The 13,614-nt window shown below is 74.1% G+C and carries 11 protein-coding genes; 4 read left to right on the top strand and 7 right to left on the bottom strand.

Going from position 1 to position 13,614, the window contains the following annotated elements; translation table 11 throughout:
* The first annotated feature begins 135 nt into the window (after positions 1-135).
* Positions 136-2,721: a bifunctional acetaldehyde-CoA/alcohol dehydrogenase gene (gene adhE, locus GA0070611_RS20545; protein ID WP_091666791.1), complete on the top strand. Its 2,586-nt coding sequence runs from the start codon at positions 136-138 to the stop codon at positions 2,719-2,721.
* Between the two features lie 12 nt (positions 2,722-2,733).
* Here adhE and GA0070611_RS20540 read toward each other — a convergent pair whose 3' ends face one another.
* Together GA0070611_RS20540 and GA0070611_RS20535 are read right to left on the bottom strand one after the other, a co-directional pair.
* Complete coding sequence (locus GA0070611_RS20540; protein ID WP_091666788.1) at positions 2,734-4,260, bottom strand: FAD-dependent oxidoreductase; 1,527 nt, start codon at positions 4,258-4,260, stop codon at positions 2,734-2,736.
* A gap of 38 nt (positions 4,261-4,298) precedes the next feature.
* The gene (locus tag GA0070611_RS20535) at positions 4,299-4,790 is read right to left on the bottom strand and encodes an MSMEG_6728 family protein (protein WP_091666785.1); all 492 of its coding nucleotides are present in this window, start codon (positions 4,788-4,790) and stop codon (positions 4,299-4,301) included.
* Between the two features lie 86 nt (positions 4,791-4,876).
* Here GA0070611_RS20535 and GA0070611_RS20530 point away from each other — a divergent pair, with 86 nt between their 5' ends.
* Both GA0070611_RS20530 and GA0070611_RS20525 read left to right on the top strand, forming a co-directional pair.
* Positions 4,877-6,658: a potassium channel protein gene (locus GA0070611_RS20530; RefSeq protein ID WP_091666783.1), complete on the top strand. Its 1,782-nt coding sequence runs from the start codon at positions 4,877-4,879 to the stop codon at positions 6,656-6,658.
* The gene (locus GA0070611_RS20525) at positions 6,655-7,089 is read left to right on the top strand and encodes a hypothetical protein (RefSeq protein WP_157740358.1); all 435 of its coding nucleotides are present in this window, start codon (positions 6,655-6,657) and stop codon (positions 7,087-7,089) included. The genes GA0070611_RS20530 and GA0070611_RS20525 overlap by 4 nt, the downstream gene beginning before the upstream one ends.
* Before the next feature lie 6 nt (positions 7,090-7,095).
* Here the strand turns inward: GA0070611_RS20525 and GA0070611_RS20520 are convergent, their stop codons facing one another.
* Complete coding sequence (locus GA0070611_RS20520; protein WP_091666778.1) at positions 7,096-8,331, bottom strand: APC family permease; 1,236 nt, start codon at positions 8,329-8,331, stop codon at positions 7,096-7,098.
* A gap of 11 nt (positions 8,332-8,342) precedes the next feature.
* The gene (locus GA0070611_RS20515; RefSeq protein ID WP_091666775.1) at positions 8,343-9,107 is read right to left on the bottom strand and encodes a phosphatase PAP2 family protein; all 765 of its coding nucleotides are present in this window, start codon (positions 9,105-9,107) and stop codon (positions 8,343-8,345) included.
* A gap of 111 nt (positions 9,108-9,218) precedes the next feature.
* Here GA0070611_RS20515 and GA0070611_RS20510 point away from each other — a divergent pair, with 111 nt between their 5' ends.
* On the top strand, positions 9,219-10,427 hold the full coding sequence (locus GA0070611_RS20510) for a DUF4032 domain-containing protein (protein ID WP_091673194.1): 1,209 nt from the start codon (positions 9,219-9,221) through the stop codon (positions 10,425-10,427).
* A gap of 188 nt (positions 10,428-10,615) precedes the next feature.
* On the opposite strand, the gene nagA is transcribed toward GA0070611_RS20510, so the two are convergent.
* Genes nagA through GA0070611_RS20495 form a run of 3 tightly spaced genes read right to left on the bottom strand, consistent with a single transcriptional unit; the run spans position 10,616 to position 13,580 of the window.
* Positions 10,616-11,725, bottom strand: a complete 1,110-nt coding sequence (gene nagA / locus GA0070611_RS20505) for an N-acetylglucosamine-6-phosphate deacetylase (protein WP_091666772.1) — start codon at positions 11,723-11,725, stop codon at positions 10,616-10,618.
* A complete protein-coding gene (locus tag GA0070611_RS20500) occupies positions 11,722-12,654 on the bottom strand; it encodes an ROK family protein (protein ID WP_091666769.1) in 933 nt (310 codons plus the stop codon). Before GA0070611_RS20500 ends, nagA begins: the two co-directional genes overlap by 4 nt.
* Positions 12,651-13,580, bottom strand: a complete 930-nt coding sequence (locus tag GA0070611_RS20495; protein WP_091666767.1) for an SIS domain-containing protein — start codon at positions 13,578-13,580, stop codon at positions 12,651-12,653. Before GA0070611_RS20495 ends, GA0070611_RS20500 begins: the two co-directional genes overlap by 4 nt.
* Positions 13,581-13,614: the final 34 nt, after the last annotated feature.

Raw genomic sequence — 13,614 nt, 5'->3', positions numbered from 1 at the left:
CCCGGCATCCGGGACATCGGGCGGGACGGGACCTTCGGCACCCCGGCATCCGGGCCGTTACGCACGGTCGCCGCGACGGTGACCGGGCGAGGCTGAAGCTGCCCCTGACGCCGCAACCGCCGAGGTGAGAGCCGCATGTCCGAACTCCACGCCACCATCGACAGCCTGGTCGCCGACGGCCTGAAGGCGCTCACCGACTACGAGCGGTTCACCCAGGAGCAGGTCGACCACATCGTCCGCAAGGCGTCCGTCGCCGCGCTCGACCGGCACGCCGTGCTGGCCCGGCTCGCCGTCGAGGAGACCGGCCGGGGCGTCTTCGAGGACAAGGCGGTGAAGAACATCTTCGCCTGCGAGCACGTCACGCACGCGATGGCGACGGTCCGCACGGTCGGCGTGATCAGCCGCGACGAGATCAACGGCATCGTGGAGATCGCCGACCCGGTCGGGGTGATCGCCGGCATCACCCCGGTCACCAACCCCACCTCGACCACCATCTTCAAGGCGCTGCTGGCGTTGAAGACCCGCAACCCGATCGTCTTCGCGTTCCACCCGTCGGCCCAACGGTGCAGCGTCGAGGCGGCCCGCACCGTCCGGGACGCGGCCGTCGCCGCCGGGGCGCCGGCGCACTGCGTGCAGTGGATCGAGGAGCCGTCGGTGGAGGCGACCACCGCGCTCATGCACCACCCGGGGATCGCCACCATCCTCGCCACCGGCGGCAACAGCATGGTCCGCGCCGCGTACTCGGCGGGGAAGCCGGCGCTCGGCGTCGGGGCCGGCAACGTGCCCGCGTACGTCGAGGCGAGCGCCAAACTGGCCCGGGCCGTCAACGACATCGTGCTCTCCAAGTCGTTCGACAACGGCATGATCTGCGCCTCCGAGCAGGCGGTCATCCTCGACGACGCGATCCACGACGCGGCGATCGAGGAGTTCCGGCGGCTGCACGCGTACGTCGCCACGGCCGAGGACAAGCGCCGGCTGGAGGCGCTGCTCTTCCCGGACGGCCGGCTCAACCCCGAGGTGGTGGGGCGTACCGCCGGGTGGCTCGCCGAGGCGGCTGGGATCAGCGTGCCGCCGCGTACCTCGGTGCTCCTGGTCGAGGTGGGCGGCGTCGGACCGGACGAGCCGCTGACCCGGGAGAAGCTCTGCCCGGTGCTGGCCGTGCTCCGCGCCGGCTCCCGCGAGCAGGGCCTGCGCTACGCCGAGCAGATGGTGGAGTTCCACGGCCTCGGGCACAGCGCGGTGATCCACACCGCCGACGAGGCGTTGGTGGAGGAGTTCGGCCAGCGGGTCAAGGCGGTCCGGATCATCTGGAACTCGCCGGCCTCGCAGGGCGGCATCGGCGACATGTACAACGCCTTCCTGCCCTCGCTCACCCTCGGCTGCGGCAGCTACGGGCGCAACTCGGTGTCGAACAACGTCTCCGCGGTGAACCTGCTCAACATCAAGCGGATCGGCCGCCGGACCAACAACATGCAGTGGTTCAAGGTCCCCTCGAAGATCTACTTCGAGCCGAACGCGATCCGCTATCTGGCCGAGATGCCGGACGTGCACCGGGTCACGGTGGTCACCGACGCCACCATGACCCGGCTCGGCTTCGTCGACCGGGTCAACCGGGTGCTGCAACGCCGGGCCGGGAAGGTCGCCCTCCAGATCATCGACGACGTCGAGCCGGAGCCCAGCGTCACCACCGTCGACCGGGGCGCCGAGCTGATGCGGGCCTTCGCGCCGGACACCATCGTCGCCCTCGGCGGCGGCTCGGCGATGGACGCGGCCAAGGTGATGTGGCTGAAGTACGAGCACCCCGAGGTGGTCTTCGACGACCTGCGGGAGAAGTTCTTCGACATCCGCAAGCGCGCCTTCACCTTCCCCACCCTGGGCGAGCGGGCCCGGCTGGTCTGCGTACCGACGACCTCGGGCACCGGCGCGGAGGTCACCCCGTTCGCGGTGATCACCGACCACCGCAACGGCAAGAAGTACCCGCTGGCGGACTACGCGCTCACCCCGAGCGTGGCGATCGTCGACCCGGTGCTGACCGCCAGCATGCCCCGGGCCATCGCCGCCGACAGCGGCTTCGACGCGCTCACCCACGCCATCGAGGCGTACGTGTCGGTCTACGCCAACGACTTCACCGACGGGCTGGCCCTGCACGCGGTCCGGCTCATCTTCGCCAACCTGGAACGCTCGGTGGTCGACGGCGACGACGAGGCACGGGAACGGATGCACAACGCCGGCACCATCGCCGGGATGGCCTTCGGCAGCGCCTTCCTCGGCATCGTGCACGCCATGTCGCACACCCTCGGCGCGACCTTCCACATCGCCCACGGGCGGACCAACGCGGTGCTGCTGCCGCACGTGATCCGCTACAACGGCAGCGTCCCGTCCAAGCTCTCCGGCTGGCCCCGGTACGAGAGCTACCGGGCGCCCGAGCGGTTCGCCGAGATCGCCCGGCTGCTCGGGCTGCCCGCCGCCACCCCGGAGCAGGGCGTCGCCGCCCTCGCCGACGCGGTCGAGCGGCTCCGGGACGCGGTCGGAATCGAGCCGTCGTTCGCCGCGATCGGGGTGGACGAGGCGGCGTTCGAGGCGGCCCTGCCGCAGCAGGCGCTCAACGCGTACGAGGACCAGTGCGCGCCGGCCAATCCCCGGATGCCGATGCTCGACGACATGCAGCACCTGATGCGCGCCGCGTACCACGGCACCCGGTGGGACGGGGTGAGCGGTTAGGAGGGGCCCCTGCTACCGCCGGGCGAGCAGGCCGCGGGGGCGGATCGAGCGGACCGGCTCGGCGGCCGCCCCCTCGGCCCGCAGGATGTGGTTGGCGGCCACGATCCCGGTCGCCGCCGACCGTTCCATCAGTGCGCTCGGGAACTCGGTCCGGATCCCGTCCCCGGCCAGGTAGAGGCCGTCCGCGTCGGTGCGTACCCCCGGCCGCCAGGCGTGGCTGCCCGGGGTGAACGCGGGGGCCTGGGCCTCCACCCGGGCCCGCAGCTCCCGGACCCGCAGGTCGGCCGCCTCCGGCCAGAGCGTGGTCAGCTCGACCCGCATCCGCTCGGCCAGCTCCTCGGCCGGTACGCCCGGCTCGCAGGCGTACGCGTGCAGTTCGATGACCGAACCGCCGGTACGCGCGGCCCAGCGGCGCGGCTCCTCCTCCAGCCGGTGGTAGAGGGTCACCGAGTCCAGGGTGGCCTGCCGGGACACCCCGCTGAACACCGCCCGGTCGGCGCGCACGTCCCCGTCCAGCCAGTACCGGGCCACCGCGTACGGGGGACCGGGCGTGCCGAACGCGGACATCCGGGCCACCAGCTCCGGTGCCGCCGCGGGCAGCCCGGGCGACGCCGCGACCAGGGCGGCCAGCGCCGGCGGGTCGACCGCCAGCACCAGGTGTCCGGCGTCATGGCCGGTGCCGTCGGCGGTGGTGACCCGCCAGCCGTCCGGCGTCCGGTCCAGCCGGGCCGCCGGCGTGCCGGTGCTGACCCGGCCACCGTGCTTCTCCACGTACCGGGTCAGCGGCTCCCAGATCGCCGTCGCGTAGTCCTCGTCCGGGCAGTCGAAGGCCAGCCCTTCCGGGTTGCCGAGCAGGTAGAAGTGGAACTGGGCGATCATCTCGGCGGCCGACATCTCCGCCTCGTGGTTGAAGAACGAGTGGGAGAAGACCTCGAAGAGCATCGCCCGGGCCCGGTCCGGCAGCCGCAGCGAGGTGAGCAGCTCGTCGGCCGTCCGCTCGTCGAACTCGGCGTAGGTGCGCTCCGGGTCGTAGGTGAGCAGCGGCAGCGCGGCGTCCCGGTCCATCCCGCGCAGGTCGGCCAGGCGCAGGCTGGGGCTGCGCAGCAGCAGCGCCAGCAGGTTCGCCGGAGGCGCGGGTGGCAGCTTGCCGAACTCCTCGGTCGGCCACTGCGCGGACAGGATCGGATAGCCCGGGATCGGCTTCAGGAAGCCCAGCTCCGGGTCGACCCGCCGCAGGATCGAGCGCCAGTTGTAGTACTGCCGGAAGAAGGCGTGGAAGCCGTGCTCGTTGCGTTGCGGACCGTCCGGCAGCTCCTCCGGCCAGGCGCCGAGCCGGCCGCCGAGCGTCGGCGCGGCCTCCAGCACGGTGACGTCCACCCCGCGCTCGGCCAGCACCACCGCCGCCGACATGCCGGCGATTCCGCCGCCGACCACCACCGCCCGCACCGGGCGCGGCACCCGGGGTGCGCCACCGCCGCCCGGGTCCACCACGTGCTCGCGTACGCCGATGAGCCGACCTACCACTTGCGACAGCGCCATGTGCACCCTTTGCTCGACGAGGTCTCCAGTCTGCCGGTTCAACCCGTCGGCGGCAGCAGGCAGCGCCGTTCCCGGTCCGACGGGGGCCAGACGTACTCCAGGTCCGACGGGACGTCGCCGAACTCGGGGCCGTAGTGCCCGGGGTCCTTGCGCAACAACGACGAGCGGTGGCTGCGGTGCAGGTCGTCCCGGCCCAGCCAGGGCGGCAGCTCACCGGCCTCGGCCAGCTCCGGCTGGGTGCGGATCGTGGTGATCCCGCAGGCGGTGGCGAGGTCGACCGTCATCGTCGCCGCGCAGGTGTCGGCCCGCCCCGGCTCGCACCACACGGCACACATGTCCAGCCCGTACCGGGTGAGGGCCTCCTCGTACCCGGCCCACATCTTCACCGCCGGGTGGTTGCGCCAGCCGTAGTCGGGCCGGGTCAGGCCGCGTAGCACCTGGATCGTCTCCACCCGCTGCTTGCCCAGCCGCTTCTGGTCCAGCACCCGGGCGCTGGCCAGGAAGTCCGGGTACGGGAGGAAGGTCTGCATGCCGCTGCTCTACCCGTCCTCGCCGGCACCATGCGTTCATGATCGGGGGGCTGCGCGTACCGCGAGCGGCTGACTACCATCCGGGCATGGCCGAGCCCCTTCGTGATCGCGCGCGCCGTGCGACCGGTTGGCGGCTCCGGCCGAACGGCGACCCCCGCCCGCACTTCGTGGTCTGCGGCAACGACCCCCTCGCCTACTGGGTGGTCCGGCTGCTGCTGGCCACCGGGACGCCCACCGGGCGGCCCCGGGTCACCCTGGTCGTGCCCGAGCGGCGGCGCTCCGACGGGCCCGACGGCCGCGACCTCGACGGCGTGCAGGTGGTCCTCGCCGACCGGCTGGACGAGGCCACCTTCCGCCGGGCCGGGCTGGCCGGCGCGGACGGCCTGGCCCTGCTGCACCAGGACGACGTGGGCAACATGCACGCCGCGCTCTGCGCCCGGGAGGTCGAGCCCCGGCTGCGTCTCGTGGTGCGCATGTTCAACACCAGCCTCGCCAACGGCGTCCGGCAGCTCTTCCCCGACTCGGCGGTGCTCTCCGACGCCTCGATGGCCGCCCCGGCCTTCGTCGCCGCCGCGCTGGGCGAGCTGGCCCCCACCCACTTCCGGCACGGCGGGCGCACCCTCTACATGGCCCGGCGGGCCGACGTACGCCCGGCGGACGTGCTCTGCGGCCTGGCCGTCACCACCGACCCGGAGCTGATCCGGGTGCTGCCCGCCGACGAGGAGTCGGCCGACGTGGTGCTCGCCGAGGCGACCGGGCAGCCGCCCGGCACCGAGGTGGCCGCGCGCCGGCTGGTCCGCGCCCGCCGCCGCCGGGAGCCGGTGCTGGTGCTGGTCCGGGCGGTCCGCAGCTTCGCCACCCGCAAGATCGGGGTGGCGGTGCTGGTGCTGCTCGGGGTGATCGCGGTGCTCGGCTGGCTGAACTCACGCGCGGCCGGGGTCACCTGGTCCGAGGCGCTCTACCTGACCCTGGTCACCACGCTGAGCGGGCAGGACCCCGACGTCCACAAGCCGGTCGCCGCGCAGGTCATGCAGGTGGTGCTGAACCTGGCCGGGCTGGCGCTGATCCCGCTGATCACCGCCGCCGTGGTCGACGGCATCGTCAACGCCCGGCTCGCCCTGCACACCGGCCGGATCCAACCCGACCGCACCGGCCACGTGGTGGTGGTCGGCCTGGGCAACATCGGCACCCGGGTGATGGCGCAGCTCTGCGACTTCGGGGTCGAGGTGGTGGCCATCGACAAGAACCCCGACGCCCGGGGCGCCTCGCTCGCCCACCGGCTGGGCGTACCGCTGATCATCGGGGACGCCGCGCTGGAGGAGACCCTCCGGTCCGCCTCGGTGGCGACCTGCCAGGCCCTGGTGGTGGTCTCCACCGACGACGGGACCAACCTGCGGGCCGCGTTGAACGCCCGCAGCCTCGACCCCGACCTGCGGGTGGTGCTGCGCCTCTTCGACGGCGACTTCGCCGAGCGGATCCAGCAGGCGTTCGGCATCGGCATCTCGCGCAGCGTCTCGTACCTGGCCGCGCCCGCCTTCGTGGCGGCGCTGCTGGACCGCGCGGTGATCGCCACCATCCCGGTCGACCGGCACGCGTTGCTGGTCACCGAGGTGCCGGTGCTGGCCGGCGCGCCGCTGGACGGCCGGCCGCTCGCCGCGGTGGCCCGCCCCGGTGAGGTACGCCTGCTGGCGCACACCCGGGCCGGGCAGAAGACCGACTGGTCGGTCGACCCGCGGATGGTGATCCACGCGGGGGACCGGTTGACGGTGGTGGCCCGGCGGGCCGGGTTGAGCGCGCTGCTCCGGGAGACCACCCCGGTCCCGGCCGAGCCGGCCGGCCCGCCGCTGCCCCGTCGGGCGGAGGAGTGAGCGAGCCGTCTCCGGCAGGCCGGCTGGAAGCAGCCGGCTTCACTGTCCTGCAGGCGCCCTACGCCGTGCCGGACCTGCCCACGCCCATGTCCGGTTGGCGGCCGGTGATCAGCGCGCTGGCCCGACCCGCGTGTCGAATCGGCCACGACGAGGAGGACGGCCCGGCCCGGTTGGAGCGGGAGTGGCGTCGCCTGCTCGTCGAGCACCGCGTACTGGGCGACGACGGTCGGCTGCTGATCAGCCTGTCGGGCGGGAACGACGATTGGGCGCTGGTCCGGTTACCGGACTCCCCGGTCCGGCTCGGCGAGCTGGGGCCGTACCCGGCCGAGCCGGAGTTCGTGGCGATGTCGCTCGCCGGGGACGTGGTCTGCGGAGTGACGGTCGAGGAGTACGACATGTGGATCGTCTGCACCCGGCCGGCGGTTGCCTGAGCGGGCTCAGGCGCTCCGGTGGCGCAGCGCGTACCAGAGGGCGCCGAGGGCGAGCACGCCGAAGCCGGCCAGCACGCTGGCGGGCGGCAGGCTGACCGCCAGCACCAGGCAACCGACCAGCCCCGACGCGGCGAGCAGTTGCACCGGGATCCGCCGGGCCGGCTCCCGGCCGAGGGTGAGCGCGGCGGCGTTCGCGATCGCGTAGTAGACCAGCACCGTGCAGCTGGAGAAGCCGATCGCGCCCCGGACGTCGGCCAGCGCCACCACGACGATCACCACGGCGGCGACGGCCAGTTCGGCCCGGTGCGGCACCTTGTACCGGGGGTGCACGGCGGCCAGCGCCCCCGGCAGGTCGCGGCGGCGGGCCATCGCCAGGGTGGTCCGGCCGACCCCGGCGAGCAGCGAGAGCAGCACCCCGGTCACCGCCACGGTGGCCCCGGCCCGGACCAGCCAGGCCAGCCCGGGCAGCCCGGCGACCCGGACCACGTCGGCCAGCGGCGCGGCGGACCCGGCCAGCCGCTGCTCGCCGAGCGTGCCCAGGGCGACCACGGCCAGCACCAGGTAGATCGCCAGCACCGCGCCGAGGGCGAGCGGCACCGCCCGGGGAATGGTCCGGCGCGGGTCGCGCACCTCCTCGCCCAGGGTGGCGATCCGGGCGTACCCGGCGAAGGCGAAGAAGAGCAGGCCGGCGGCGGTGAGCACGCCCCGGACACCGGTCGGCACCGCGCCGGCCAACCGGTCCGGGGCGACGTGCGGCGCGCCGGTCACCGCGACCACGGTCAGCACGGTGAGCACGAGTCCGACCAGGATCCGGGTGGCGGTCGCGGTCCTGCCGATGCCGCGCAGGTTCACCGCGGTCACCGCCACCACCGCGAGGACCGCGACGAGCCGCGCCCGCCCCGGCCAGAGATACGCCCCGATGGTCAGCGCCATCGCCGCGCAGCTCGCCGTCTTGCCGATCACGAAGCCCCAGCCGGCGAGGAAACCGGCGAACGGGTGCAGCCGCTCCCGGCCGTAGACGTAGGTGCCGCCGGACTCGGGGTAGCGGGCCGCCAGCCGGGCCGAGCTGGTCGCGTTGCAGAAGGCGATGAGGCCGGCCAGGGCCAGCGCGGCGAGCAACCCCGCGCCACCGGCCGCCGCGGCGGCGGGCGCGAAGACCACGAAGACGCCCGCGCCGAGCATCGATCCCAACCCGATCACCACCGCATCGGGTACGCCCAGCCGGCGCGTCAACTCCTCCACGACCGCAGACCCTAGGGGTACGGGATGAACGGGTGGTCCCAGTTCCGCAACGCGCCCGGCAACGGCAGGTCGTCCCAGGGAACCCGGTGCAGGACCCGGTCCAGCAGCAGGCCGAGCAGCAGCCCGCCGACGCCGTCGGTGATCCAGTGGAAGTTCAGGTAGGTGGTGGTCACCAGCAGGATCACCGGAGGCGCCACGCGGATCAGCCGGTACACCCCGGCGGGCAGCCGGCCGGCGGTCAGCGCGGCGAGCAGCAGGGCGATCACGCCGTACCAGACGATCGCGTTGGCCACGTGCCCCGAGGGATAGGACATGTCATAGGCGCGGGCCGGCAGGTCCTCGTTGAAGATCCGTACCGCCTGCTCGGGCGACAGGAACGGCGACCGCACGGTGGCGGTCGGGGCGGCCCGGTCGGTCCACACCTTGAACGGCCCGATGGTGCAGTACGTGAGCACCAACGTGCCCGCGACCAGCAGCAGCGGACGGATCGAGTGCCGCCGCCAGGCCACCGCCAGGGCGAGCGCCCCGGAGAGCGGCATCAGCAGCGCGCCGCCCTGTCCGAGCAGGTTGAACAGCCGGGCGGTCCAGTAGAGCGGGGCCGGGTCGTGGGCGAACGCCCACCCGCTCACGTCGAGGTCGAGGCCGTACAGGTGGCCGGTGGCGAGCGCCACGGTCAGCCCGGCGAGGGCGGCCAGCAGCAGGCCGTCGAACCACCAGCCGGCCGGCCGGACGGGCCGGAGCAGCGGCTTCTCGCGTACCTCCGTGGTCTGGCGCACCAGACCACGCTACCGGCCGCGGACGGCGGCGGACCGGGTCGGGCATCGGTGGTTGTGTGCCGGCCCACGAAGGGAAGCGCTCGGGCCGGGTGACCGGTCACACTTGTGCGCGTGCGGATCACCTCGGCTCTCGTCGACCCGGCGCTGCTCGACCTTCCCTGGTCGACCCCGCTGGAGGAGTGGCCTGCGCAGCACCTGGTCGCGCTGCCGCAGGGCATCTCCCGCCACATCGTGCGGTTCGTCCGGCTCGGCGACTACGTGTACGCGTTCAAGGAGACCCGGGAGCGGATCGCCGAGCGGGAGTACGACCTGCTGCGGTCGCTGGAGCGGATCGACTTCCCGTCGGTCGAGGCGGTGGCGATCGTCGCCGACCGGCAGACCGACGACGGGGAGCCGCTCGAATCGGTGCTGATCACCCGACACCTCCAGTTCTCGCTGCCCTACCGGGCGCTCTTCTCCAACACGCTGCGCCCGGAGACGATGAACCGGCTGCTGGACGCGCTGGCCGCGCTGCTGGTCCGGATGCACCTGACGGGCTTCTTCTGGGGCGACTGCTCGCTCTCCAACACGCTGTTCCGGCGGGACGCGGGCGCGTTCGCCGCCTACCTGGTGGACGCCGAGACCGGGGCGTTGTACAGCTCGCTCTCCAACGGGCAGCGCGGCGAGGACCTGGAGATCGCCCGGGTCAACATCTTCGGTGAGGCGCTCGACCTGCAGGCGGCCGGCCTGCTGCACGAGTCGATCGACCCCGAGGTGGTCTGCGAGCAGGTCGTGCAGCGCTACGAGCGGCTCTGGCACGAGATCACCTACGAGCAGCAGATCGAGCGGACCGCCCGGCACGACATCGAGGGCCGGATCCGTCGCCTCAACGAGCTGGGCTTCGACGTCGCCGAGGTGGCCATGTCCACCGCCGACAACGGGCGCTACCTGGTCCGCCCGAAGGTGGTCGACGCCGGCTACCACACCCGTCGACTGATCCGGCTGACCGGCCTGGATGCCGAGGAGAACCAGGCCCGCAAGCTCCTCAACGACCTGGACGCCTACCGGGTGGAGAGCGACCTGACCGACGAGCAGCAGGCGGCGCACCGCTGGCTGACCGAGGTGTTCGAGCCGGTGGTCCGGGCGGTGCCGGCGCACCTGCGCCGCAAGCTGGAGCCGCAGGAGCTCTTCGCCCAGATCATCGAGCACAAGTGGCTGCTCTCCGAGCAGGCCGGCCGGGACGTCGGGATGCGCCGTGCGGTGCACTCCTTCCTGGCCGACGTGCTGGTGCACCGCCCCGACGAGCAGGCCGTCCTCGGCGTCGAGGTCCCCACCGCCTGATCCGGCACCCTCCCGGCCGTCGCCGTTCGCCGCCGCTGAGTCGTTGACGTCATCAAGTTCGTAGCCATCGCGCAGGCCAACCCGCCACCGCTCCGAAGCCGTCCGGGCACGGACCGGAGCGGGCCAGCGTGGACCGGCGCGGCCCGGTCTGGCGGCCGGCCCACCGGTGGCCCGCCGGCCGCACGGCCTCACTCGACCCAGGAGCCCTCGCGCATCACCCGGAGCACGTTCAGGTCGTCGTCGAGGACGACCAGGTCGGCGCGGAGGCCGGGCTGGAGCGCGCCGACCCGGTCACCGAGGCCGATCGCCCGGGCCGGGGTGGTGGCCACCATCCGGACGGCGTCGGGCAGGGCGATGCCGGCCGCGACGGCGTGCCGCAGGGCGGCGTCCATGGTGAGGGTGCTGCCGGCGATCGCGCCGTCCCGGCTCAGCCGGGCCACTCCGTCGGCCACGGTGACGGCCTGGCCGCCCAGCTCGTACTCGCCGTCGGGCATGCCGGCGGCGGCCATCGCGTCGGTGATCAGGGCGGCCCGCTCCGGGCCGGCGACCGAGGTGGCGAAGCCGAGCATGCCGTCGTGCAGGTGCACACCGTCGGCGACCAGCTCGCAGACCACGTTGGGGGCCTCCAGGAGGGCGGTCACCGGACCGGGCTCCCGGTGGTGCACCGGCCGCATCCCGTTGAACAGGTGGGTGCCGACGCTCGCCCCGGCGGCCACCGCGGCGCGGGTCTGCTCCCAGGTGGCGTCGGTGTGCCCGACCGCGGCGACCACGCCCCGCGAGACCAGCAGCTCGATCGCGGCCAGCGCGCCGTCGCGCTCCGGGGCCAGGGTGACCATCCGGACCGCGCCGTCGCCCAGCTCGATCAGCTCGGCCAGCTCCTCGGTCGACGGGTCCCGCAGGAACTCCGGGTTCTGCGCGCCGCAGCGGTCCGCCGACAGGTACGGCCCCTCGAAGTGGACGCCGGCCAGCACCCCCGACCCGACCAGCGGCCGGTACGCGGCGGTGGCGTCGCGCATCAGCGCGAACGGGGAGCTGACCAGGCTGGCCAGCAGGGTGGTGGTGCCGTGCCGCAGGTGGAACGCGGCCGCCTCGCGGGCCGCCCCGGCGTCCCCGGTGGTGAAGGTGTGCCCGCCGCCGCCGTGCGTGTGCATGTCCACGAAGCCGGGCACGATCCAGTGCCCGTCGTGGACCGACGGGTACTCGGCGATCGCGCTGATCCGGTCCTGCGTGACCTCCACGCAGCCCTGCCGGATCACCCCGGTCGGGGTCACCACCTTGCCGGTCACGCGCACGGTCATCGGCTCTCCTCCTCGAGAGTGTCCAGGGCCAGCAGGGCGGCGCCGAGGCAGCCGGCCTCGTCGCCGAGGGCAGCCGCGACCAGCCGCGGCTCCCGGTGGAAGGTCAGCCGCTCGCGCAGCGCCGCCCGGAGCGGGTCGAGCAGCCCCGGACCGGCCTGGGCCAGCCCGCCGCCGATCACCATGGTGTCCACGTCGAAGAGGGCCTGCCCGGTGGCCAGGCCGTCGGCGAGCGCCTCGACGGCCGCCCGCCAGACCCGGCCGGCCAGTTCGTCGCCGGCCGCCGCCCGCTGCGCCACCTCGGCCGCCGTGCCGGGCGTCCCGGCCAGCTCGGTGTACCGCCGGCCGATCGCCGAGGCCGACGCGACCGCCTCCAGGCAGCCGGGACGGCCACAGCCGCAGCGCGGGCCGTCGGGGCGTACCAGGATGTGGCCGATCTCGCCGGCGGCGCCGTGCGCCCCGGTGGCGGCCACGCCGCCGACCACGTGGGCGGCGGCGATGCCGGTGCCGATCGCGACGAAGAGCACGTGCCGGGTGTCCCGGCCGGCCCCGAGCCGGGCCTCGGCCAGACCGCCCACCCGCACGTCGTGGCCGAGCGCCGTGGGCAGGCCGAGCCGCTTCTCCGCCAGTTCCCGCAGCGGTACGTCCCGGAAGCCCACGTTGGCCGACCAGACCGCCACCCCGCGCGCCTCGTCGATCACGCCCGGCACGGCGATGCCGCAGGCCACCGGGGTCGACCCGGCGGCGCGGGCGGTGCCGGCCAGCCCTTCGGCGACGTCCAGGATCGTGGCGACGACCGCTTCCGGGCCGCGCTCCGCCCCGGTGGGGTGCCGTTCCGCGTGGGTCACCCGGCCGTCCGGGCGGACCAGGGCGCACTTCATCCCGGTACCGCCCACGTCCAGCGCGACGACGACCTCGTCGCCTGGAGTCATGCCAGCACCACGGAACGGCTCAGGTGGCGGGGCGCGTCCGGGTCGAGGCCGCGGCTGGTGGCCAGCGCGACGGCGAACCGCTGGGCGAGGATCAGGTCGGCCATCGGGTCGACCGGGGTACGGCCGGCCGCCCAGCTGGTCAGCACCGTGCGGCAGCCGTGCGTACGGCTGTGCACGAAGGCGGCCCCGGTGGCGGCGACGTCCTCCGCCAGCCCGTCCGGGATGCCGCCGAACGCCCAGACCAGCCGGCCCGGGGCGGCCACCGAGATCGGGCCGTGTCGGTAGTCCATCGCCGGGTACGCCTCGGCCCAGAAGGTGGCCGCCTCCCGGCACTTCAGCGCGGCCTCCTGGGCCAGCCCGACCGTCCAGCCACGACCGAGGAAGGTGACCTGCTCGATCCGGGCCGGGTCGATCGGTAGCGGGGCCCGGACGGCGACCTCCGCGTCGGCGGCCAGCCGGCCCAGGTCCTCGCCGAGGTGGGCGCGGAGCAGGGCCAGGGCGGTGGTGGCGAAACGGGTCTGCACGACTGCGCGCTCGTCGGCGAAGGGCAGGGCGACCACGGCATCGGCGAGCTCCACGGCGGGGGAGGCGGGGTCGCCGACCAGCACCGTGGTGGGGATCCGCCCGCGCAGCGCGGCGAGCAGGTCCAGCACCTCGGTCGTGGTGCCCGAGCGGGTGATCGCGATCAGCCGGTCGTAACGGCGGGTGGTGGGGAACTCGCTGGCCTGGAAGGCGTCGGTCTCGCCCTGGCCGGCCTGCTCGCGCAGCCCGGCGTACGCCATCGCCATGAACCACGACGTGCCGCAGCCGACGACGGCGACCCGCTCGCCGGGGCGCGGCAGCCGGTCGGCGACGGTCGGGGCGAGGTGCGCCGCCTCCCGCCAGCAGTCGGGCTGGCTCGCGATCTCCGCGTGCACGTACGCCATGACAACTCCTCGCCCCGGGGGGAGACCTTGCGCA

The organism is Micromonospora auratinigra (genome assembly GCF_900089595.1).
Taxonomy (GTDB): Bacteria; Actinomycetota; Actinomycetes; order Mycobacteriales; family Micromonosporaceae; genus Micromonospora; species Micromonospora auratinigra.
The sequence above is the reverse complement of the archived record's forward strand: the minus strand, read 5'-3'. Positions and strand labels throughout refer to the sequence as shown.

What these genes read in the sequence shown, in the direction of transcription:
- GA0070611_RS20500 (WP_091666769.1), bottom strand. Translation starts at nt 12,654, where the DNA reads ATGACTCCAGGCGACGAGGTCGTCGTCGCGCTGGACGTGGGCGGTACC.
- GA0070611_RS20540 (WP_091666788.1), bottom strand. Translation starts at nt 4,260, where the DNA reads ATGGCGCTGTCGCAAGTGGTAGGTCGGCTCATCGGCGTACGCGAGCAC.
- GA0070611_RS20495 (WP_091666767.1), bottom strand. Translation starts at nt 13,580, where the DNA reads ATGGCGTACGTGCACGCGGAGATCGCGAGCCAGCCCGACTGCTGGCGG.
- GA0070611_RS20535 (WP_091666785.1), bottom strand. Translation starts at nt 4,790, where the DNA reads ATGCAGACCTTCCTCCCGTACCCGGACTTCCTGGCCAGCGCCCGGGTG.
- adhE (WP_091666791.1), top strand. Translation starts at nt 136, where the DNA reads ATGTCCGAACTCCACGCCACCATCGACAGCCTGGTCGCCGACGGCCTG.
- GA0070611_RS20530 (WP_091666783.1), top strand. Translation starts at nt 4,877, where the DNA reads ATGGCCGAGCCCCTTCGTGATCGCGCGCGCCGTGCGACCGGTTGGCGG.
- nagA (WP_091666772.1), bottom strand. Translation starts at nt 11,725, where the DNA reads ATGACCGTGCGCGTGACCGGCAAGGTGGTGACCCCGACCGGGGTGATC.